This window comes from Corynebacterium sp. LaCa_70 (genome assembly GCF_058182015.1).
The window spans coordinates 1,303,598-1,326,194 of sequence record NZ_CP190914.1; the positions used below are offsets into that span (position 1 = coordinate 1,303,598).

A 22,597-nucleotide genomic window follows, 5' to 3' on the forward strand; every position below is an offset into this window, starting at 1 on the left:
GTGCATAAAAGGCTGGATTGACACATGATAAGGTCGAAAACCTATTTGGCTTTGTCGGTCTCGGTGCTCTGTCCACCGGCTTTGTTGGCCTTTGGTTTGACATCAACGCCGGTTTCTTTCCGCTGCGCAGCAGAGATCGGAGCAGGCGCATCAGTTAATGGGTCAACGCCACCACCAGACTTAGGGAAGGCGATGACGTCGCGAATGGAATCATAGCCGCCAAGCAGAGAGACAATGCGGTCCCAGCCAAAAGCGATGCCGCCGTGTGGAGGTGCTCCATAGCTCATAGCCTCCAACAGGAATCCGAATTTTTCTTGAGCATCTTCTTCGCTGATACCCATGACTTTGAACACGCGTTCCTGCAAATCCTTGTTGTGGATACGGATTGATCCGCCACCGATTTCGTTGCCGTTGCAGACCAAATCGTACGCATAGGCGGTAGCCTCACCTGGGTTTTCGTCGAAGGTGTCAATCCATTCCGGTTTTGGTGAAGTAAACGCGTGGTGTACTGCAGTCCACTTGGAATTGCCCAGCGCAACGTCACCATCGGCAACTGCGGCCTCCGCTGGCTCAAACAATGGAGCATCCACGACCCAGACGAAAGACCAGTCGCCTTCTTTAATGAGACCCAATTTGCGTGCAATCTCATTACGGGCTGCGCCCAGCAAGGCACGCGAGGAGCGAGTATCACCGGCGGCGAAGAAAATGCAGTCACCCGGTTGTGCGCCGACGTGTTCGGCGATGCCAGCGCGCTCAGCATCGGTAATGTTTTTCGCCACTGGGCCAGACAACGTGCCGTCTTCACCGACCAGAATATAGGCCAGGCCCTTAGCACCACGCTGCTTGGCCCATTCCTGCCACGCGTCTAACTGTCGACGCGGCTGGTCAGCGCCGCCACGCATGACGACGGCTCCGACATACTCATTCTGGAACACGCGGAATGACGTGTTCTGGAAGAACTCAGCACACTCGGTGATCTCAATATCGAAGCGTAGATCTGGTTTGTCCGACCCATATTTCCGCATCGCCTCGGCGTATGTAATGCGCGGAATTGGACGGGAAATTTCGTAGCCGATGAGGCTCCACAGCTCTGCAGCGATTTCCTCACCCAGTGCAATCACGTCTTCTTGATCGACGAACGACATCTCGACGTCCAGCTGCGTGAATTCCGGTTGCCGGTCTGCTCGGAAATCTTCATCGCGGTAACACCGGGCGATCTGGTAATACCGCTCCATGCCAGCGACCATCAACAGCTGCTTAAACAGCTGCGGCGACTGCGGGAGCGCATACCAAGAGCCTGGCTTCAGTCGTGCTGGCACGACGAAGTCACGTGCACCTTCTGGCGTCGAACGAGTCAGTGTTGGAGTTTCGATCTCTAAGAAATCATGCTTATCCAGCACGCGGCGTGCGGCCTGGTTGGCGCGCGAACGCAGTTTCAGCGCGTCTGCCTGCTTTCCCCGTCGCAAATCGAGGTACCGGTGACGCAAACGTGCTTCTTCACCGACATCAGTAGATGAGGCATCTTCCACCTGGAACGGCAATGCATCCGACGTCGACAAGACCTTGAGTTCGGTGACGTTGACCTCAATCTCACCAGAAGCCAGGTTCGGGTTTTCCGAACCTTCTGGGCGAGGCTCGACCTCACCTGTGATTGCGATGCAATATTCCGAACGTAAAGTGTGAGCTTGCTCGGCTACCTGCGAATCGCGGAAGACAGCTTGCACGTACCCAGAGTGATCCCGCAAATCAATGAAAATCACGCCTCCATGGTCACGGCGTCGGGCAACCCATCCGGCGAGGGTCACCGAATCCCCTGCGAGGTTTTTGCCAAGCTGGCCTGCTGAATGTGTGCGCAGCACGATTATCGAAGATCCTTCCATGCGGGTCGGGTGGCTCTTATCTGTGTAGTATTCCAAAGATATCGCCAGCCGCGCAGCAGCCTGGCGCGCTACTGAAGGATGCAGCATGCCAGGATTACAGCGTGACCGACAGCACTGAGCCTGAATGAAACTGTTCCCAATCCTACATTGTTTCAGCCCCGCAGTTTAACCCGTGCAGGTGTGGCCTGGGAGCGTCTTTCACTGGAGTCAGTCGATTATTTTTTGCCAAGCTAGAGCGTGCTGCCGAAATACCTAGCTAGCCCACAACGTTGGCACGTAGACTAGGGAAGCATTCCCAGCAAATTGTTGAACAAACAAGCGTAGTCCTTATCACTCCAGCACTCTCCCACTTTTGCGGAGCGATGAGGAACAAGGAGCACTTCTATGACTATTAGCGTGACTGACATATTTTCGATCGGGATCGGCCCATCATCCTCACACACGGTAGGACCTATGCGCGCGGCAAAAGCCTTCGTTGATTCCCTTCCGGCTACCCCACACCGTGTGAAAGCCCAGCTACGAGGATCCCTTGCTGCTACTGGCCGTGGACACGCTAGTGACCGCGCTGTTATCTTGGGCCTAGTTGGCTGGGATCCACTCGACGTCCCCCTTGATGCCGAGCCACGCGCAGATCAACCCATCCCGACGGCGGGCACTGCACAGGGCCCAGATGGCGAAATACACTACGAACTTGAATTCATCAACGAACCGCTACCCCAGCATCCCAATGCCGTTGTATTCAGTGCCTGGGATAACAATGACGAGTGTGTAGTCGACGGCGCCGAATATTTCTCAGTCGGCGGCGGGTTTATCCTCACACGCAAAGAACTCGATGCCGAAGTGGAAAAAGACGATGAAGTACCCGCCGGTATGGCAGCGGTAGATGGCGAATCAGAGGTACCCTATCCTTTTAGCTCCGGTGAAGAACTTCTGCGCATGTGCGAAGAATCGGGCTTGGAGATCTGGCAACTCGTCGAGGCTAATGAAAAGGTACTCCACAAAAGCGACGGCGGCATTGACTTTGTCAATGAGCACCTGTTCACCGTATGGAACGTCATGCGTTCCTGTGTCACCGAAGGAATCGCCGCCAAAGGTCACTTACCCGGTGGACTGCACGTACCTCGGCGTGCAAACCAGGTATATCAGCAGCTTCTCGACGGCGGTCACGATACCTCGCACGGATTTCACGCAATGGACTGGGTAAACCTCTATGCGTTGGCCGTCAACGAACAAAACGCCGCCGGTGGCCGCGTAATCACTGCACCCACCAACGGCGCCTGTGGCATCATCCCGGCTGTCTTGCACTATGCCCGCGACTTCCAGGCACATTTCACCCACGAATCTGCTCGACGTTATTTGCTGACCGCTGGCGCAATCGGCATGATCATCAAGCAGAATGCATCTATTTCCGGCGCAGAAGTCGGTTGCCAAGGTGAAGTGGGATCTGCCTCGGCGATGGCAGCTGCCGGAATGGCGCAGTTGTTTGGCTGCAGCCCAGCCCAGATAGAAAACGCAGCAGAGATTGCGCTTGAGCACAACCTCGGCTTAACCTGCGACCCAGTTGGCGGACTGGTACAAATTCCGTGCATCGAGCGCAACGCGATTGGTGGAGTCAAAGCAATCAACGCTGCCCGACTTGCCAAGATCGGTGAAGGTACTCACCACGTCACGCTCGACAATGCTATCGAGACCATGGCCGAAACCGGCCGCGATATGCTCTCAAAATACAAGGAGACATCCATCGGCGGCCTTGCGAAAACCCTCGGCTTTACCGTCAGCCAGGTGGAATGCTAGCGCAGTTTGTTTAACAGCCACTGTTCCAGCTCAGCTGCTGGAACTTCGGTTTGCTCGTGCGCTGCCAGATCCTTCACAGCCACAACGCCGTCGGCAAGCTCAGACTCCCCCAGAACCAGAGCAAATGCTGCGCCGGACCGGTTAGCCGCTTTCATGGCACCCTTCATGCCCTTGCCACCAAATGCCATATCCGCAGAAATGCCGACCTGCCGCAGAGAGTTCAACACGATTGGCATCTGGGCACCGGCTGCTGCACCAAGCGGAACACCGAAGACTTCCACTCGTTGCTCAGTACCTTCCAGCGTGATGCCTTCCGCCTCCAAAGCCAAGAGCGCACGATCCACGCCGAGACCAAATCCAATGCCCGACAATTCCTGACCGCCAAGCTGCGCCATCAGGCCATCATAGCGTCCACCGCCGCCGATACCCGATTGCGCACCCAAACCATCGTGGACGAACTCGAAACACGTCTTCGTGTAATAATCCAATCCCCGAACCATACGCGGGTTAATCGTGTAGTCAATGCCCATATCGTCCAAGTAGCCGGTCACCGCATCGAAATGCGCGCGGCATTCATCATTAAGGTGATCGATCATCAACGGTGCGTCGACAAGCTGTCGCTGGACTTCTTCGCGTTTATCATCCAAGACCCGCAAAGGATTAATTTCTGCGCGCTTGCGGGTCTCATCATCGAGATCAAGCTGGAACAAAAATTCTTGCAACTTCTCCCGATATGCCGGACGGCATTTTTGATCGCCTAGACTCGTGATCTCCAGTCGATATCCACGCAACCCCAGTGCTTTATAGGCGCGATCGGCAATCGCAATAACCTCAGCATCAAGCGCTGGATCATCCACGCCAATCGCTTCAACGCCAACCTGCTGCAGCTGCCGGTAGCGGCCTGCTTGCGGGCGTTCGTAACGGAAAAACGGGCCGTTATAGACTAATTTCGCAGGCAGGGGGCCACGGTCAATTCCGTGTTGAATGACCGCACGCACTACACCGGCAGTACCCTCCGGGCGCAAAGTCACGGAACGGTCGCCTCGATCGGCGAATGTATACATTTCTTTAGAAACAACGTCGGTGGATTCGCCCACACCGCGGGCGAACAACTGGGTGTCTTCAAAAATCGGAAGCTCAATGTGCTCGAATCCCGCAAGCCGCGCGTGATGCACTAACGTATCGCGCACTTTCACAAACGTCGCTGACTGCGGCGGGATATAGTCCGGTACACCCTTCGGGGCTGCTGCTTTGAATTTCGAAGTACTCACAGCAAACCAGTTTAGCCCCTTAGCTGCGCCAGGAATGGATTGGTAGATTTCTCATGCTTCATGGTCGTGGTTGGTCCGTGACCAGGTAGCACATGCAGATCATCCGGCAGGTTCAGCACGACCTCGCGCAATGAGGTATTCATCGCTTGCGGGTCAGAAAACGGCAAATCCGTGCGCCCAACCGCGCCCCGGAATAAAACATCACCAGAAAACAGGATGTTGTCACTACCCAGCATCACACAACCAGGCGAATGCCCTGGTGCATGCAAGACGAAAAACTCGCGCCCCAAAAGTTCTATCGTGCTGGGTTCATCACGCACGTTGTCAGCGGTACGGGCTTCAGCGCTACCAATAGTGCGCAAATCAGCGATCGGAACCATGTTGGCAACGTCGAAAAGTGCCTGCATTTGTTGTGGCAGCGCCGACATATCACCAAGCCACAGTTCATCGGCAGCATGAATATAAACTGGGATGTCAAATTCTCTGGCTAAATCGCCAGCACATCGCGTGTGGTCAAAATGCCCATGGGTGAGAAAAACCGCGTCGAGGTGCAACGACTGTGTTGCAGCAACTACGCGGTCGAAAGAGTGCATTCCCGGATCAACCACAATCGCGTGTCCGTTTTCGGAAACGATATAACAATTGGTTTGATAAGGGCCTGCAGCGAATCCGGAAATCTCCATGTCAGGATTCTACCTACCGCACCAACAAACAGTAGGCAGCGGTTAACGACAAATCACAATTAGTTCTGCAGCGCTTCCAATGCAGCGTCGTAATTTGGCTCAGTGGTGATTTCGTCGACCAGTTCCACGTGAGTAATCGTGTGATTAGCATCGGTCACGATAACAGTACGAGCCAGCAAACCCTTCAGCGGCGACCCATCGAGCTGCACGCCATAGTCCTGCCCAAAACTGGACCGGAACACCGAACCCGTCTTCACGTTGTCGATGCCTTCAGCATCGGTGAATCGGCCGTGCGCCATCGGCAAGTCAGCGGAAATACCCAGCACCACGGCGTCGTCAAGCTTCGTTGCTTCTTCGTTAAAACGGCGCACAGAAGCAGCGCACACACCGGTGTCCAAAGACGGAAAGATATTGAGTACCAGCTTCTTGCCGGAAAAATCAGCTGGAGAGAACTCTTGCAGATCAGAACCAACGACGGTGAAGTCAGGCAGCTTGTCGCCAACTTTTGGCAAGTCACTAACGGTTGCGGTTTCTTGATCTTGGAATTTAGTAATAGCCATGACCGCCATAATAGTGGCATAGGCCCCGCGCTGCCACTAAAACATAGTCAGGAATTCATAGCCAGCACTGTTAAAATACCGCGCAGACCGCTATATCATCTGTACTCGTGCCCTGGGTCTGCCATTGGGTTTTGGCTCGGCAGGTCCCTGAGCGCAGTTACCGCTACTAGAAAGTTGAACAGTGGATAAGCAACACAGCAACAAACAACGAGGCGCCGAGGCGCTCGACGAACTCGAAAAGTCCTTGAAATCTCGCGAACGAAAAGAAAAATCGCGCCCACTCGGAGTCGCCGCGGTTGCAGCCCTGGCGATTGTCGTACTCGTCGGTGGCATCTGGCTATTGGCAACTCGTGATGGCGATGACGCAGACCTTACCGCCGAGGAAGAGACCACCACATCAGAATCTCCAGAGGCAGAAGCACTTGCGCTGGAGCGTAGCGAACAACTTCCGGAGACTGTCACCTGTACCTATAACGAACACGACGGCGAGACTGCTACAGGCGATGCCGGTCTGCCCAAGACAGATAATGTCTCCGCCCGTGGAAATGTCACTGTCACTCTGGAGACCTCCCAGGGCGACATCGGTATGGAACTAGACCGCGAAGTCGCTCCATGCACAGTAAACGCAATCGAGCATCTAGCGAGCGCCGGCTACTACGACGACACCGTGTGCCACCGTCTGACCACCGAAGGAATCCACGTGCTGCAGTGCGGAGACCCAACCGGTCAAGGCTCCGGTGGCCCAGGCTTCCAGTTCGCGAACGAATACCCAACAGATGAGCTTGGCGACGAAGCAGCATCCACCCAGGTCATTTACCCACGCGGTTCCATCGCAATGGCCAACGCGGGTGCAGACACCAATGGGTCGCAGTTTTTCTTAAACTACGAAGACTCACCACTGCAGGCTAATTACACCTATTTCGGACAGATCGACGATAAGGGCCTGAAAACCCTGGACAGCGTCGCGGAAGCTGGCACAGAAAGCGGCGCCGGTGATGGTGCACCTGCCGAAGAAGTACGGATTAAAAAAGCGACCGTAAAATCTTAACGAAAACCCTTGCAAATAGGTTTCTGGTAGTTTATGCTGTATATGTTCCATTCACATCAAGCTCTAAGGAATTCAGGAAGCATGAAGTTTTCTCCTCGTAAGGCCGTACTGGCCGGCGCCACCGCACTCGCCCTGTCCACCACCGCTCTGACCGCTGCTCCAGCGATCGCTCAAGAGACTGCAAAGGCCCCAGTCGGATCCAGCGTCGAAGAGTTCTTCGGCTCCTCCGGTAACACTGACAGCACCAAGGAGAAGGGCACCGACGCCACCGCCAAGAACAAAGAAAGCAACACCGACGGCTCTTCCACCCCTGCTGGCTCCAGCGCCGAGGGTGAAGGCAAGGGCGGCTTTGACTTCAATAAGCTGAACCAAGTCCTGAAGGCCATTTCGGGCGTAGTTGGTGCAGCCAGCACCATCTTTGCTTTCTTGAAGTCTCTGAAGCTGATCTAACGAGGGCATTGAGTGCCGAAATGTCTATTCGGTTAATTTCTTAGCGCAGCATTTACGCAATGCACGGGCGCTTAGCCGTGCGCCATGTGAACGTGCGGCTACCTAAATTGACCACCCGGTCAGTAATCTTTGAGATTACTCACCGGGTGGTTTTTCTATGCAGTCACACGGTAAACGTCGAATACACCTTCGGTATTTCGCAGGGTATTCATCAACGCGCCAAGCTGTTTGCTCCCTGATACGGTAAAGGTGAAGCGTACTGTTGCAACATGATCTTCCGAGCACTGCGAATTCATCGATAACACCGACAAACTTGACTGCTGGAAAATACCAGTTAGCTCGTACAATAGCCCCTGCCGGTCCAAAGCCTCCAGCTGCAAAGTTGCACTGAATGCCCCTTCTGTATCGACGTTGTTGGCCCAAGTAACCTCGAGCACCCGTTCGGGCTCATCACGCAGCTTCGTGGCATTCGTGCAATCTGCCCGGTGGACGGAAACACCCCCACCCCGTGTCACGAAACCGAAAATCTCATCACCAGGCACCGGCTGGCAACACTTCGCGATCTTCGCCATCACATCAGGGTTACCCTCGACCAGAATCGCACTGCCGGTTTTTTCCTGCCCAGTGGCTTGCTGTTTCGATTCCAGCAACTGGCTCCACGGCGTGCGGTCTGCCAACGCATCCACAGCATCTTCTTGGTCGCCGAACATGGCCATCAACTGGTTCGTCACGTGTTTTGCCGACACATGGCCAGCACCAATCGCGGTGTACAGCGCATCAATATCCGGGTAGTGCAGTTGGGTGGCCACCTGCTTCATCGAAGACGTCGTAAACAGCCTGTGCAGTGGAAGGCCACCTCGCTGTATCTCCGCCGCTAGGGCATCCCTACCTGCTTCCAGATGCACCTCGCGCATCTCTTTGGCAAACCACTGGCGAATGTTTGCGCGAGCGCGCGGCGAGACAACGAAATTCTGCCAGTCTCGCGACGGTCCAGCATTCGGGTCTTTCGAGGTGAATATCTCTACCCGATCACCAGAATTCAGCTTGGATTCCAAGGCCACGAGCTTGCCATTGACTTTAGCGCCGATACAGCGGTGGCCCACTTCCGTGTGCACGGTATAAGCAAAGTCAACCGGGGTGGAACCTGCCGGAAGCGTAACCACGTCGCCTTTCGGCGTAAACGCAAATATCTGGTTGGACGTGAGATCATAGCGTAGCGAATCGAGAAATTCGTTGGGATCAGCCGCTTCCTTTTGCCAGTCGAGCAGCTGACGCATCCACGCCATTTGGTCAACCTCGGCGTCTTTTTCGCTGTTTTTACCCTTCAGCTCTTTATAACGCCAGTGTGCAGCCACTCCATATTCCGCATTATGATGCATCTCGTGGGTCCGAACTTGGACTTCCAAAGGTTTGCCGCTACCCGAAATCACTGTGGTGTGCAGCGACTGATATACGCCATAACGAGGCTGAGCGATATAGTCTTTGAAACGCCCCGGCAGAGCAGAATAAAGGCCGTGGACGACTCCGATGGCTGCATAACAGCTGTTGACATCATTAACCAAAATACGAATGCCTACTAAATCGAAGATTTCAGCAAAATCTCGGCCGCGCACGATCATCTTCTGATAGATCGACCAGTAGTGTTTTGGGCGACCGCGTACCTCAGCTTCAATGCCGTTGTCTTTCAGCGTTGTTGTAACTTCTGCGGTAATCTCGGCCAGCATACGATCACGCTGCGGAGCCCGATCGGCAATCATCCGCACAATCTCGTCATACTTTTTGGGGTACAAAATGGCAAAGGCAAGATCTTCCAATTCCCATTTCACCGAGGCCATGCCCAAACGATGTGCCAAAGGAGCAATGATTTCCAAGGTTTCGCGAGCCTTTTTCGCTTGCTTTTCCGGCGGCAAAAAGCGCATCGTTCGCATGTTGTGCAGCCGGTCCGAAACCTTAATGACCAACACGCGTGGGTCCCGCGACATCGCGACAATCATTTTGCGGATCGTTTCCGCCTCAGCACCGCTGCCAAAAGCTAGCTTGTCTAGTTTGGTTACCCCGTCAACCAGCCGAGCAACCTCCTCGCCGAAGTCACGGGTAAGATCATCCAACGAATAATCGGTGTCTTCCACCGTATCGTGCAATAAAGCAGCCGCCACTGTCGTGGTGTCCATACCGATCTCAGCAGCAATTGTGGCTACCGCTAGCGGATGCGTAATATACGGATCCCCCGAGTTGCGCGTAACGCCTTCGTGCAGGCGTTCTGCCGTCTCATACGCACGGTTAATAACGTCCGCATCTGCCTTCGGGTGAAACTCCCGGTGGATAGACATCAGTGGTTCAAGAACCGGTTTAATCTTGACTTTCCCGGAAGTTAGCGACCTTGCCAACCGTGCGGACATGCTGCGCACGCTGGGGGACGATCGTTTCGCTGCTTTATTGTCCGTCATAGGTACATCTCCGCGGTCTAGCGTGCCGAATGTGGATAGATGACTACCAGATTATCGTCACCGAGCATCTTGCGCCCATCGAGACCAGGAATTTCCAAAATAACGACGTTTGCAACAATATTTGCACCGCAGTTAGCCAGCAGTTTTTTCGCTGCTCCAAGGGTGCCGCCGGTGGCGAGGATATCGTCGACAAGCGCAACGTTTTTGCCGTCTAAATCGATCCCGTCGGCGGGCACTTCCAGTGCAGCATTGCCATATTCCAGGCTGTAATCTTGACTATGGACTGGGGGCGGCAGCTTTCCCTTTTTCCGGATTGCCAAAATCCCTAGCCCGAGCTTGTATGCAACAGCGGAACCTAATAAAAACCCTCGAGCATCCAAACCACCAATAATCTCTGCGCCAGCGGCCGCACACTGTTCGGCTAATGCATCGACCAACATGGCAAATGATTGTGGATCCGCAAGCACTGGCGTGAGATCCTCGAAAACGATCCCTGGTTGCGGGAAATCTTTGACCCGCCTGATCTTGTCATCCAATACGTTTTGCGCGTCGACGAGAGTGGTTGTTCTAGCAAGTTCAGTCACAGTCTCAATTCCCAAGGTTGGCTTCGTATTGACGGCTTATTGACGGCGCAGTTAATGGACAGCGCGATTATCCGGTTTTCTGCCAGCGATCCATATTCCACCCGATCGCCGATTCTCCAGTATAAGGCACGGCACTTGTGACATCGCGGTTGATCACAAAAACCCGTGGCTGGGCTGCCAACGGAATCATAGAAACCTCTTCCCACATAGCGGATTCCGCTCGGCGCAGAGCATCAATGCCCGAAATGTGTACAGCTGCTCGTGCATCGAGATTTGGTGGATATACCGCGCCCAGATAGGCATCGATTTTGCGCTTTTCGCCGGGCTGGTCGCCCCCGGACTGCTTGATAGATTCCTCGGCAGAGTCCTCCGCTACAGAGCCATCTCCTACAGTATTCGCATCATCAATATACAAATCTTGTGCTGTGGTTTCTGCCTGTGCCGCATCGACAACCTCAATTCCAGCTTCCCGGCACCGCTGCGCAATGGTTTCTACCATGGCGGCCAAACGTTTATCCTGCCCGCGGTAGCCTACGCGGATGGTTCGTCCTTCTAATTCGCGCGCCTTAGCAATATCCACGCCCGCATGCGGTTCCGAAATATCCCGCAAATGATGCCTCACCGGGTCCTCATGTTCGATGCTTTGCCACAGCACGGGTCCGACCTCAACACCGGAGACTCTTGACGACGTCTCTGCTACCGCACCTTGGTCGATGCACGCCGCGAACGCTTGGCGACTGCCAGGTTCTGCAAAGATCCCGGTTTCGGACAACAACAACGCATCCGTGAGTTCTCCGACCTGAGGTTGAATGGTGAAATTAGCCCCAGCAGCATTACGATCCAACCATTCAGGGTTCACCTGGCTAATATCCGCGATATCCAGGGAGTCTTGTTCCAATAGCTTCCCTGAATCAGCACGAGCAGGCCACACCGCGAGGCTCGCGAGCCGTGCATCGTCACCATAATAAGCTTCATTGCGGGCCAGAATCGCTGCCCCTTCATCGCTCACGTGATCCAACAGAAATGGACCGGCAGATACTTGTAGTAAGGGATCGAAGTTATCCAAGGCAAAGGCCTCGGACCATATTCTCGCCGGCTCAGACAATTTTTCAACGTCGCGGTCTTCTAAAGCCTGATGCAGCTCAGTAAGCGACATGCCTGCGCGGGAAGCAATCGCGTGTGCGGGTAGCACAGTTCCCGGCGAGAAGAGCTCACGCCAGCGCTTCCCTGCACCCTCCTTGAACTTTACAGAAAACCGTGCGGCCCCCGGCTGGCACTCAAATTCATCAACATGTTGCATCAATGGCAACTGTGATGAAAAAAGCTCCGGCATCACGCCCGCAGTATAGGCCAGCAAAAAATCCGTGCACGTTATCGGAGCACCATCGGAATACTGCGCATCCTCGGAAATCGTGTAAATGACCTGAGGCTTAATATCAGGTAAAAACCGCACGCTGATCAAATCACTGTTCTGAATCAGCTGCCCGTGTGGCCCCGGAACGTAGACACCCGGATACAGACGTGCCGACAGTTGCTGCGCTGCCGTCGAGCTACCGGTAATGGAGCCCGCATTGGTCGTTGTCAGTGGGGACGAGGACTGGTAATTCAGTTCCTGTTGCCCGTCAGCCACCGTGCTAATCCAGCCTGAGTGCTCTTCGGCCTCCGGAGCCGGTTCATCGGCGCATGCCACCAAGACGCCAGCCAAACTCAGGCTCGCCGCGCAGGCTCCTAGCCGCCGGATTCGCGATAGCCTGTTGGCGCGTCTGCGGTGTCTCACGTCCGAATCATAGAGAACGGTCATAGCCAAGTGGTCCTCATCTGTGCAATGGTTTCGGGCTGCTGCCTGATTGCGGGCACGTCCACGGACGCGCCCCTCAATCTTAGACGAGGGGCGTGGCAACGCGCGCTATTCGGGGCGCCAGGTGCTTCCGCCCGTGCTGTGCGGGGTTTGAAAGCTTTCGCGTGCTGGTGCCGCGACGGCAGTCGTTTCCGGAGATGCGATGGTCCGATGTTCGATGTCATTATCGATTTCGGCTGATTCACCATCGAGGTCACCACGGGCACGGTATTCTGCGACTTCTTGATTGTGTTTTTTGATCTTCTTGCTTCGATTAACAATTGAGACCAGCAATGGCGTCGCCAAGAAAATTGAGGAGAAAATACCTTCGATGACACCAATTAATTGGACGAGCGCCAGATCGCGCAAAGTACCGATTCCCATCAACCAGACCGCAACGGCGAACAGCGCGATGATCGGCAGTGCGGAAATAACAGACGTCGAAATCGAACGCATTACCGTCTGATTAATCGCGCGATTGGCTTCTTCACCGTAGGTAGCGCGTCGAGAAGCGGTAACGCCTTCGGTGTTTTCATTAACCTTGTCAAAAACAATAACGGTGTCGTAGATGGAGAACGTCAATACGGTCAGCAAACCAATGATCACAGCTGGCGAGACCTCAAAGCCAAACAGCGAATAAATGCCCGCAATCACAATACCGTCGACGATAAGTGCGCCCATTGCAGCGAGTGCCATGTATTTTTGCAGACGGAAAGCGACGTAGATGGTTGCGAAGACCAAGAAAACAACCATGGACAACAACATGCGCTGTGTAATGGTATCGCCCCAGGATTCCGACACTGTGGAATCACCAATGGCATCCGGAGACGGCGCACCGGTGTGGTCCTTGGGTTCATGCTCTTCATAGATGGCCAAACGAGCTGCATCAATTTGCGATTGCGACAGGTGTTCAGCGGTAATCTCGAGCGTCTCGGAATCACCGGAGCCGACGATTTGCGTGATTTCTGGTTCTACGCCGGTTGCCTCGACGAAGGTCTCTTCGACTTCCTCCGCGACTAAATCACCAGCAGGCATCGTCATCCGTGTTCCACCCTCGAAGTCGATTGACATGGAGAATCCACGAAACAACATCGACGCCAGGCTGATCAGAATCAACGCCGCTGTAATGAGATAGAAGAGTTTACTCCGACCAATGAAGTCGATGCCGCCATCACCGGTGGTCAAACGGTTGACAAGAGATTGTTTAGCCATGGATTTTCTCCTCATCCGCAACTTCGGCTTCTGCACGACGCTCTTCGATCAAGTCAAATACCTTGCCCAGTCCGTTGACTTGTGGTTTTGCCCAGAACGGTTTTCGCGCAGCCATAATCATCAATGGTGCGGTGACCAGGAAGGATACGACGATATCAAATACTGTCGTGATTCCCAGCGTAAACGCGAATCCCTTGACATCGCCGACGGCAAGGAAATAGACCACCACAGAACCGATGAGAGTGACAACGTTACCAGTCACGATGGTGCGTTTAGCACGCTCCCAAGCACGTGGTGCTGCCGAACGGAAAGTACGCCCTTGCAACAATTCGTCTTTAATCCGCTCATACAACACCACAAACGAGTCAGCCGCGGTGGCGATACCGATGATCAATCCAGCAATTCCGGAAAGGTCCAGGGAATAGCCGATCCAACGGCCCAGCAAAACGATCGCTGCATAAGTAATAACACCTGCTGCAGCAAGGGACACTAGCGACACCAGTGCTAGCAAGCGGTAATAATAAAAGACGTAGACGGCGATCAGTGCCAGTCCCACCAGCCCAGCAATGAGTCCAGCCTTCAACGCGGCCTGCCCCAATGAAGGCGGAACCGTCTCCGCCGTACCGCCTGGAGTGCCGTCTTCTCCAACAAATGACAAAGGCAGGGCGCCGTAGCGCAGGTTATTCGCTAGCTCCTGGGCTTCTTCCTGGCTAAATTGCCCGGTGATCGAGGTCGTCGAACCATAAGGCGTGACGCCTTGAATCACTGGCGCGGAAATCACATTGGAGTCGAGCGTAATCGCAATCTGTTGTTGCAGATATTCTTCCGTCAAATCAGCCCAAGTCTGCGCACCGGACGGACCAGACCCAGTCTTGAACGCGAATGAGATTTCCATCTGGCCACTGTGCTGGTTAAAACCACCGTTGATCGGGCTATCGGTATCAATTTCGTTACCCGTCAAACGTGGACCTTCGGGATCGGTGACCCCGTTAAGCAATGGCGCAGGCTGTAGCAAATACGGTTGGCCCTGCTCATAATCGCACGTCACTAATGGTTTCGCGGGATCATCAGCACCGGATAGCGGATCAACGTCACCTTCACAGGTCAACAGAGCACTGGCAGCGGCTTGGGTCGTTGGATCTTCCGACTGCCGGTCAGCAATCAGCATCTCGGTAATTTCGTCGCGGCGCTCGGCTTGTTCCAAAGAGTTTTCCGGCTCCGGCTTGGCAGAGGCCGTGATTTTTGGCTTTTCTCCCAGACCAGCAGCGGCTGCGTCATCAGCTTGTTCTTCGAAAGCAGCGAAAAGTTGATTAATGGTTTCTTCTGCGTCTTGCTTCTCGAGCAATCCATATTCCACCCAGCGGTTGGCCATGTCTCCGAGGGTGTCAGTCAACTCGGCTGGGTTCGGAGTTGGTTGCTGCGCAACTGGACGGAACAGCAGCTGCGACGTCTGCCCCACTGCTCGTGCTTGGGCTGTGTCTTCTCCGGGCACAGTAATCACCAGCGTGTTGCCGTCGGTAACGACTTGCGCGCCAGAAACGCCCATGCCGTTGACACGCTGTTCCAAAATTGCACGCGCTTGATCCAACTGATCCTGGGTTGGTTCATCCCCCTGCGGAACGAGCGTGACGCGAGTACCGCCCTGCAGATCAATGCCTAGACGGGGTGTTGCGTGTCTATCACCCGTAAACAAAATAAGGGAAAATAACGCCACTGTGATGACGATGAACCAGGCTATTGCCTTGGCAGGCCACGTGCGGGAATTACCGCCACGATTGGCCTTAGTATTTGGTTCCGGCAAGGGAGTTTCTCCTGAAAGCGATTAATAAACCTACGAATGCGCACATGTGCACCGCGGTCAGTCTTTAGTTATTACGATCATCATTTTCTGGGTGTTGTGGAAATCCCCCGCCACCCTGTGCATCTGCGGCATCATCCTGGTTTTGGTCACTGCCAGTGGATTCCACGGCATCATCGTTCGCGTGTTCCGGGTGGATTGGAGCGTTCTGCGCCAGACTCACTTGATCCGCGGGGCGCAAAATAGCGATCTTTTCCATGGTGACCTCGACGCCAGCAGCAATTTCTCCTGTAACAGTGGTTTCGCCAATATCTGTCAATACCAAATGGATGCCACCGGCAGTGATCACTCGATCGCCCGGGTTCAACGCCTGTTGAAAACTACGCAGTTCTTCCTGCTGTTTCCGCTGCTTGCGCATCATGAAAAATGATGGCAACAAGAACAAGGCCAACAGAGCAATAATGAGAACAATATCCATGCCCCATAGTGTGCCAGACGCGGTTAAGGCAATGCTACTTAGTAGCTATTCTATAGTCCGTTGAGCCGTCGGAGCTGATGAAAAATATAAAGCGCACCGACGAATAGTGACGCTAATCTTCGTATTGCCCAGGTGCATTTTCCGGCGCTTCCAGCCCCAGGTGGCGCCAGGCCCGTGCGGTAGCGACCCTGCCCCTGCCAGTTCGCGCCAATAAACCAGCGCGGACCAAGTAGGGCTCACAGACTTCTTCGACCGTTGCAGATTCCTCACCGACTGCCACTGCCAGGGTGTTGACCCCTACTGGTCCGCCTCCATGTCCCTTCACCAATGCCGAGAGCACAGCCCGGTCGAGCCGGTCAAGCCCAAGTTCATCGACATCGAAAACATCTAGCGCTCCCTGAGCAGAGCGGAGATCAATCCTGCCGGGGCCATGCACGTCGGCAAAGTCTCGCACCCTGCGCAAAAGCCTATTGGCGATGCGGGGAGTTCCCCTGGAACGCGAACCAATCTCAACGGCGGCATCGTGGTCAATATCAACGTGCATGATGTGTGCGGTGCGTTCGATAACTTCTGTCAAATCTTCGGTGTCATAGAACTCCATCTGCGCGTTGAAACCGAAACGATCACGCAACGGACCCGTCAGCATTCCTGCGCGTGTAGTGGCGCCAACCAGTGTGAATGGTGGAATTTCCAACGGGATCGAGGTTGCTCCAGGCCCCTTGCCGACGATAACGTCGATGCGGAAATCCTCCATAGCCATATACAACATTTCTTCGGCCGAACGTGCCATGCGATGAATCTCATCGATAAACAGCACGTCTCCTTCAATGAGATTCGATAACATCGCGGCCAAATCGCCCGCGCGCTCTAAGGCTGGCCCGGATGTCATGCGCAAACTGGAACCGAGTTCACCCGCAATAATCATCGCCATTGTCGTCTTACCAAGCCCCGGCGGGCCGGATAACAACACGTGATCTGGAGTCACATTACGACCCCGCGCACCTTCCAAAACCAGGGAAAGCTGCTGCCGTACTTTTGGCTGTCCAATGAATTCCTGCAGACTTTTCGGGCGTAAAGACCGTTCAAAATCCTGTTCACCAATCTGTCGCTGAGGATCAACCTCAGCACCAATTGGTCTGCCACCAGCATTCTGGGCTCCAGATGCACGACCACCGGTGGTGGCTGCATAATCTTTCGGCAGTTCGAATTCAGTTCTTTCCAAATCTGACATTTCTACCAGCTCTATCCAGCGTTATTTCTTCGGTCCCAGTTCTGCCAAAGCAGCACGCAAGACAAGGGATGAATCTGCATCTGGCTGTTGCGCAACTACCTTATCCACCGCCGCCGTTGCTTGTTTCTCACCGAAACCAAGTCCGATTAATGCGGCAACTACCTGTTCCGATAACGCAGCTGAAGGTTCGCCAGCAACCCCAGCAGGCCCGTGTTCTGTGCCGACAGCATCAGTTCCAGTACTGGATGGCTGCCATTGTGCAACCTTATCTTTCAGTTCGACGATCAATCGCTCTGCGACACGTTTGCCAATACCGGGTATACGTTGCAAGGTTTTCGCTTCTCCAGCAGAAATCGCCGTCGCTAGCTCTTCTGCGTTCATAACCGACAGCGACGTCATCGCTAGTTTCGGACCGAACCCAGACACGCTCTGGAGAACCGTGAACATTTCTTGGTCACCGGAATCAGTAAACCCGTAGAGGGTCATCGAGTCTTCTTTTACCGCCAACGTGGTCAAAATGAATGCGTCTTCACCACGACGCAATATTCCCAATGTGCGCGGCGTCGCAATAACACGGTAGCCAACGCCTGCGCATTCCAAAACCGCAGCATTAAGGCCGATATCAATCACTGTCCCGCGTAACGAGGCGATCATAAACTAAGAGCCTTTCTTCAGCGATTTTTTGAGCAATTGTTCCTGCTGAGCTAACGCAGGTGCGCGCCAGCAATGGCAAATCGCTAGCGCCAATGCGTCAGCCGCATCTGCAGGCTTTGGCGGCTCAGACAGCCCCAGGATCCGAGTCACCATTGCCGTCATCTGCTTTTTGTCCGCCCGACCGTTACCGCTGATCGCTTTTTTCACTTCGGATGGGGTGTACATATCGACCGGCAACCCGCGTTCGGCTGCAGCGAGCATTAACACACCAACAGCGTGCGCAGTATGGATCACCGTAGACACGTTACCGCGTTCGAATAGACGCTCGATCGCGACGACGTCGGGTTGATAATCATCTATCCACTCGCGCACGGCATGGGAAATACGCAATAAGCGCTCGGTCAACGGTGCATCACTGGGTGTACGGATGACCCCGACCGACACTGGGTAAATCGCTCGCCCTTTGCCGGACTGCACGACCGATAGCCCACAACGCGTCAGGCCGGGATCAATCCCCATCACGCGCAGTCCTTCAAGATTCATCGCAGACTATTTCATCACAGACTAAGCGTTGAGCTCTTCCATGACTTCGTCCGATACAGTCATGTTGGTATAAACATCCTGCACGTCATCGACGTCTTCGAGTGCGTCGATCAGCTTAAACACTTTCTTGGCGCCTTCGACACCAAGTGGTACGTCCACCGAAGCCCGAAAATCCTGGTCCGAATCATCAACTTCGATGCCGGCTTCTTCCAAAGCAGTTCTCACTGCCGGAATATCCGTCGGCTGGCAGATGATTTCAAACTTCTCGCCTTGGTCTTTGACTTCTTCCGCTCCCGCGTCCAAGACCGCCATCAGCAAGTCGTCTTCGGTAAGCTCACCTTTCTTTTCCACCAAAACATAGCCGGTACGGCTAAACATATAGGCCACAGAACCTGATTCACCCAGGTTGCCACCGTTTTTGCTCATCGCGGTTCGTACGTCAGTAGCTGCGCGATTCTTATTGTCCGTCAAGCACTCGATCAGCATTGCCACACCATTCGGGGCATAACCTTCATACATGATTGATTGCCAATCGGCGCCGCCCGCCTCTTCACCGGAACCGCGCTTTCGAGCCCGCTCAATATTATCTGCTGGGACTGAAGCCTTCTTGGCCTTTTTAATCATGTCATCCAGCGTCGGGTTGGCTGCCGGGTCTCCGCCACCATTACGTGCCGCTACTTCGATACTTTTAACCAGTTTCGCGAATTCTTTGCCACGTTTGGCGTCGTTGGCAGCCTTTTTATGTTTGTTATTTGCCCATTTTGAGTGGCCTGCCATGTCATTCCTTTCAACAGCATTGCTTATGCCGGTTCAACGTCGTGGTGAATACCCATTACTCGCACGACGAAGCGATATGAACCCCGAGCGAGAAAATGCCCGGATATTTTAACGCATTCAAGTATACGTGTGAATACAGATTAATTGGCGAGCACGTGTGCTATCACCGGTGATCCCGGACTAAGCCCTCCTGAGTGGCCATCGCGACAAGTCGTCCATCACTGGTAAAAAATCGCCCCATCGCGAATCCACGCCCCGCGCCAGCCGCCGGTGACCATTGGTCATACAACAGCCAGTCGTCGACACGAAAAGGTGCGAATATCCACATGGAATGATCCAAGCTGGCCATTTGTACATGACGATCCGGTTCAAGCGCGGTGGCATTCGATAACAGCGTGCTATCAGAGATATAACCCAGTGCGGCGGCGTGGTGATTATCGCCATCGGTGATGGCACCGTTATAGCGAATCCACATACTCAATCGGTTGCCTGGTGCGAAACCATCACCGACTTTTTCTTGTGGGACTACAAGAGCGTCCCAATCACCACTGTGGTCTAAGGTGTGCGATTTGCTGAAATCTTCGAAGACCGCTCGTGGCGTAGTTTCGGGTTTGGGAACAGCGGGCATGTCATGGCCATACGATGGCCCGGTATCACCACTACGGTGGTAGCTCACAGAAACATGGCAAATTTCTACCTCATTCTGGAACACCCGCACCCGGCGATTCGCAAAGCTGCGCCCGTCACGCACGAGTTCAACTTGCACATCGATCCCTAGTTGTGCGTCGCCTCCTTTGAGAAAATATGTATGCAGTGAATGCAGTTTTTTCTTGTCGACGGTCGCATTGGCTGCGGCTAAGGCTTGTGCCACTAGTTGCCCACCATAGGTACGTTCCAAATTTGTCGGTACGCTACTAGCGTGAAACCAGCGCGTGTTCGGGATCGCCGCAACCCTGGTCTCCCGGTCACTCAGTATTTCGTCTCCGTCGCCATTTTCATCGCCATTGTTATTTACATCAACAACACCAGCCGAGTATGCCGGTGCCGGAATTTCTGTCACATGAAGGATGCGGTCAATCTCGCTCGAATTCGTGCTCATTACGTCTCTTTCGCTTGCCGACGGTTAGTGATTGACGTTACAAGCCTACCGCACATTCTCCACTGCACGATGAGTAGACGTCGAACCCAACCCGGCTCACGCATCGATGAAGCACTAGAGTTACGGCTATGACTCCACAAAAACTGCACCGAACCGCCGCAATCCTCGAGATGGTGACGTGGTCGCTGTTAATCCTGGGCATGGTCTTGAAGTATTCCGGAACCACTGATGCTGTAGTACCTATTACCGGTAGCATCCATGGCTTCGGCTTCTTATGCTTCGTGGTAATGACGGTACTCATCTGGATCAATAACCGATGGAGTCCAGTTCTAGGTTTCGTCGGTCTCGTGGTTTCAGTCATCCCATTTGCGGCGTGGCCGTTTGCTGCCTGGGCAGACAGCAAAGGAGTACTCGACGGTGGTTGGCGCTTCCGCGATACAGACACCACTACTGCCCCGAAAGGACCATTCGACTGGGCTTTGTACCAAGCCGTGCGCTACCCTGCCCGCAGCATTATCGTAATAGTGGTTGCGGTCGCTGTTGTTTTCAGCGTTTTGCTATTTCTTGGCCCACCAGTCGCACTAGAAGATATCGTCAACGAATAATTACCGCTCAACTGCTTGTTAAACACTCAAATATGAGGTGTATTGGAAAAAATCCGGTAGCGGCGCCCTGCCGCCTAAGCGGAAAGTTTTCACTAACGGGCGCAGGCGCAGCCCGCGGGTACTCGCCACTGCCTCGTTATAAAACCGGTGTGCCAATTCCACCCGTACATCGGCATCGATTAATTCCGGCTGGTGGTTGCTTAACCCATATTCAGCAACACCGTTCATATGCGAATCCTCAGCAGAACATTCAGCAGCAAATTTTCTGTTAATCGCAGCCGACAATTCTCGCTCGGCAGCCTCCCGTGGCGCCAATTGTCCATGGAGAAGACGAATCGATTCCACTTCTCGTGCTTGAGGTGCCAACTGCGGACTCACAGCGGCAACCACAGCTACACGACGATCAAGCGCGGCTTGCAGTGATTGCAGTGCCGCATCAAGACGAATATGCAAGCGATGAAGTCGTTGAGCTGTGAAATAGGTCCACAGTACGGCGCTCACGACGCAAACCAACAAGATTGCCAGTATTAGGTCAATAATCATTGAACGCTGCGCACCTTCGAACCATTGACGACGGTTTCATATACAGTTTCTACTTGTGTGGCAACAGAGTCCCAATCGAAGTTTTGGGCACGCTTGATGCCGGCTTCTACTAAACGTTTCCGGTGCTCGAAATCGTCGACCAGCATCCGCAATACCCGAGCAAGATCCGAACTATCACCGGTTCGGAATAAAGCGCCCGCGGGCGTATCGCTCGCTGCATCACACACGACGTCAAAAGCCTCGAGATCGCTGGCAACTACGGCACAGCCAGCGGCCATAGCTTCGACTAATACGATGCCGAAACTCTCACCGCCTAAATTGGGCGCGACGTAAATATCAGCGCGGCCTAAAATAGTAGCTTTCTCAGCATCGCTGACACGTCCCACGAAGTCCACGCCGGGGGCCTCGCGTTTTCGCCCACCACCCATAATGGTTATTCGAACATCACGGTCAAGTTCGTGCAGAGCCTCCAACAACACGTCCAGACCCTTCCGGGATTCATCCAAACGGCCGAGGAATACGATCTCCACCGGTTTCCCGCTGTTTTCTTGGAATGGAACACGTTGTGCGGCATACACCGAGGTATCGACGCCGTTGGGAATCAGCACGGGATCGCCACCGAGCTGCTCAACTTGCCAGCGCCGTGCCATCTCCGAAACTGCAATGCCCGCCCGTATTTTGTCCAATAACGGGCGCAGCACCGGCTTAAAAATTCTCAACAGCAGCGACGAGTCTGCCGAGGCATGATATGTGGCAACAATAGGGCCTTGTGCCATGCGTAAAACTGCCATGGAATAGCTCGGCGAGTTTGGCTCGTGGATGTGCACGACATCAAATTCGCCTTCCCGAAGAAACTTCTTTACCGTTCGACGAACGTGTGGTCCAAGGGACAAACGTGCTACCGATCCGTTGTATCGAATCGGAACTGAGCCACCCCCCTTGACCACAAAATCAGGGACATCAGTCTGGTCGGAAACAGGCCCAAGTACTCGGACCGTATGACCACGGGTGATCAGGATCGTCGCCAGATCATAAATATGTGCTTGGACGCCACCAGGCTCATCGAAAGAATAAGGACAAACTATTCCAATGCGCATCGCGAA

21 protein-coding genes are annotated in these 22,597 nt (G+C 54.1%); 4 read left to right on the forward strand and 17 right to left on the reverse strand.

Annotation, left to right across the window (positions count from 1 at the left end; all coding sequences use genetic code 11):
- Nucleotides 1-41: 41 nt before the first annotated feature.
- Complete coding sequence (gene aspS / locus ACP8MI_RS05910) at nucleotides 42-1,859, reverse strand: aspartate--tRNA ligase (protein ID WP_039733557.1); 1,818 nt, start codon at nucleotides 1,857-1,859, stop codon at nucleotides 42-44.
- Nucleotides 1,860-2,264: 405 nt separating this feature from the next.
- On the opposite strand from aspS, the gene ACP8MI_RS05915 reads away from it, so the two are divergent.
- Nucleotides 2,265-3,674, forward strand: coding sequence for an L-serine ammonia-lyase (locus tag ACP8MI_RS05915; protein WP_026167713.1), 1,410 nt, complete (start codon nucleotides 2,265-2,267; stop codon nucleotides 3,672-3,674).
- Here ACP8MI_RS05915 and hisS read toward each other — a convergent pair.
- From hisS to tpx, 3 genes are read right to left on the reverse strand one after another with little or no spacing between them, the layout of a single operon-like run.
- Nucleotides 3,671-4,945, reverse strand: coding sequence for a histidine--tRNA ligase (hisS, locus tag ACP8MI_RS05920; RefSeq protein WP_284589492.1), 1,275 nt, complete (start codon nucleotides 4,943-4,945; stop codon nucleotides 3,671-3,673). The two genes, ACP8MI_RS05915 and hisS, sit on opposite strands and share 4 nt — an antisense overlap.
- 11 nt (nucleotides 4,946-4,956) lie before the next feature.
- Nucleotides 4,957-5,628, reverse strand: coding sequence for an MBL fold metallo-hydrolase (locus ACP8MI_RS05925; RefSeq protein WP_018119646.1), 672 nt, complete (start codon nucleotides 5,626-5,628; stop codon nucleotides 4,957-4,959).
- 59 nt (nucleotides 5,629-5,687) lie between these two features.
- Entirely contained in the window at nucleotides 5,688-6,188 is a 501-nt protein-coding gene (gene tpx / locus ACP8MI_RS05930; protein ID WP_026167714.1) for a thiol peroxidase, read from the reverse strand.
- A gap of 181 nt (nucleotides 6,189-6,369) precedes the next feature.
- Here tpx and ACP8MI_RS05935 point away from each other — a divergent pair, with 181 nt between their 5' ends.
- Both ACP8MI_RS05935 and ACP8MI_RS05940 read left to right on the forward strand, forming a co-directional pair.
- Entirely contained in the window at nucleotides 6,370-7,236 is an 867-nt protein-coding gene (locus ACP8MI_RS05935; protein ID WP_018119648.1) for a peptidylprolyl isomerase, read from the forward strand.
- An 81-nt stretch (nucleotides 7,237-7,317) separates the two neighbouring features.
- Nucleotides 7,318-7,686: a hypothetical protein gene (locus tag ACP8MI_RS05940; protein WP_018119649.1), complete on the forward strand. Its 369-nt coding sequence runs from the start codon at nucleotides 7,318-7,320 to the stop codon at nucleotides 7,684-7,686.
- A gap of 155 nt (nucleotides 7,687-7,841) precedes the next feature.
- Here the strand turns inward: ACP8MI_RS05940 and ACP8MI_RS05945 are convergent, their stop codons facing one another.
- The 11 genes from ACP8MI_RS05945 to ACP8MI_RS05995 form a co-directional block, all read right to left on the reverse strand.
- Nucleotides 7,842-10,133 (reverse strand): RelA/SpoT family protein, encoded by a 2,292-nt coding sequence (locus ACP8MI_RS05945; protein ID WP_049148323.1) that lies wholly within the window; start codon nucleotides 10,131-10,133, stop codon nucleotides 7,842-7,844.
- A gap of 17 nt (nucleotides 10,134-10,150) precedes the next feature.
- Nucleotides 10,151-10,717 carry an adenine phosphoribosyltransferase gene (locus ACP8MI_RS05950; protein WP_018119651.1) on the reverse strand — a complete coding sequence of 189 codons (567 nt, stop codon included), beginning with the start codon at nucleotides 10,715-10,717 and terminating at the stop codon, nucleotides 10,151-10,153.
- 67 nt (nucleotides 10,718-10,784) lie between these two features.
- Nucleotides 10,785-12,494: an ABC transporter substrate-binding protein gene (locus ACP8MI_RS05955; RefSeq protein WP_238635790.1), complete on the reverse strand. Its 1,710-nt coding sequence runs from the start codon at nucleotides 12,492-12,494 to the stop codon at nucleotides 10,785-10,787.
- A gap of 129 nt (nucleotides 12,495-12,623) precedes the next feature.
- Nucleotides 12,624-13,766, reverse strand: coding sequence for a protein translocase subunit SecF (secF, locus tag ACP8MI_RS05960; RefSeq protein ID WP_082148332.1), 1,143 nt, complete (start codon nucleotides 13,764-13,766; stop codon nucleotides 12,624-12,626).
- On the reverse strand, nucleotides 13,759-15,567 hold the full coding sequence (secD, locus tag ACP8MI_RS05965) for a protein translocase subunit SecD (protein ID WP_249605856.1): 1,809 nt from the start codon (nucleotides 15,565-15,567) through the stop codon (nucleotides 13,759-13,761). Before secD ends, secF begins: the two co-directional genes overlap by 8 nt.
- Nucleotides 15,568-15,631: 64 nt before the next feature.
- Nucleotides 15,632-16,042: a preprotein translocase subunit YajC gene (gene yajC / locus ACP8MI_RS05970; protein ID WP_049148328.1), complete on the reverse strand. Its 411-nt coding sequence runs from the start codon at nucleotides 16,040-16,042 to the stop codon at nucleotides 15,632-15,634.
- Nucleotides 16,043-16,154: 112 nt separating this feature from the next.
- On the reverse strand, nucleotides 16,155-17,273 hold the full coding sequence (gene ruvB / locus ACP8MI_RS05975) for a Holliday junction branch migration DNA helicase RuvB (protein WP_249605857.1): 1,119 nt from the start codon (nucleotides 17,271-17,273) through the stop codon (nucleotides 16,155-16,157).
- 21 nt (nucleotides 17,274-17,294) lie between these two features.
- Complete coding sequence (ruvA, locus tag ACP8MI_RS05980; RefSeq protein WP_049167685.1) at nucleotides 17,295-17,927, reverse strand: Holliday junction branch migration protein RuvA; 633 nt, start codon at nucleotides 17,925-17,927, stop codon at nucleotides 17,295-17,297.
- Between the two features lie 3 nt (nucleotides 17,928-17,930).
- On the reverse strand, nucleotides 17,931-18,470 hold the full coding sequence (gene ruvC / locus ACP8MI_RS05985) for a crossover junction endodeoxyribonuclease RuvC (protein WP_049148331.1): 540 nt from the start codon (nucleotides 18,468-18,470) through the stop codon (nucleotides 17,931-17,933).
- A 21-nt stretch (nucleotides 18,471-18,491) separates the two neighbouring features.
- On the reverse strand, nucleotides 18,492-19,247 hold the full coding sequence (locus ACP8MI_RS05990; protein ID WP_249605858.1) for a YebC/PmpR family DNA-binding transcriptional regulator: 756 nt from the start codon (nucleotides 19,245-19,247) through the stop codon (nucleotides 18,492-18,494).
- A 163-nt stretch (nucleotides 19,248-19,410) separates the two neighbouring features.
- Complete coding sequence (locus tag ACP8MI_RS05995; RefSeq protein WP_126843764.1) at nucleotides 19,411-20,346, reverse strand: acyl-CoA thioesterase; 936 nt, start codon at nucleotides 20,344-20,346, stop codon at nucleotides 19,411-19,413.
- Between the two features lie 128 nt (nucleotides 20,347-20,474).
- On the opposite strand from ACP8MI_RS05995, the gene ACP8MI_RS06000 reads away from it, so the two are divergent.
- Nucleotides 20,475-20,951, forward strand: a complete 477-nt coding sequence (locus ACP8MI_RS06000; RefSeq protein ID WP_144736310.1) for a DUF3817 domain-containing protein — start codon at nucleotides 20,475-20,477, stop codon at nucleotides 20,949-20,951.
- 18 nt (nucleotides 20,952-20,969) lie between these two features.
- Here ACP8MI_RS06000 and ACP8MI_RS06005 read toward each other — a convergent pair whose 3' ends face one another.
- Together ACP8MI_RS06005 and ACP8MI_RS06010 are read right to left on the reverse strand one after the other, a co-directional pair.
- Nucleotides 20,970-21,494: a hypothetical protein gene (locus tag ACP8MI_RS06005; RefSeq protein ID WP_144736308.1), complete on the reverse strand. Its 525-nt coding sequence runs from the start codon at nucleotides 21,492-21,494 to the stop codon at nucleotides 20,970-20,972.
- Nucleotides 21,491-22,591 (reverse strand): glycosyltransferase family 4 protein, encoded by a 1,101-nt coding sequence (locus ACP8MI_RS06010; RefSeq protein ID WP_249605860.1) that lies wholly within the window; start codon nucleotides 22,589-22,591, stop codon nucleotides 21,491-21,493. Before ACP8MI_RS06010 ends, ACP8MI_RS06005 begins: the two co-directional genes overlap by 4 nt.
- Between the last annotated feature and the right edge of the window lie 6 nt (nucleotides 22,592-22,597).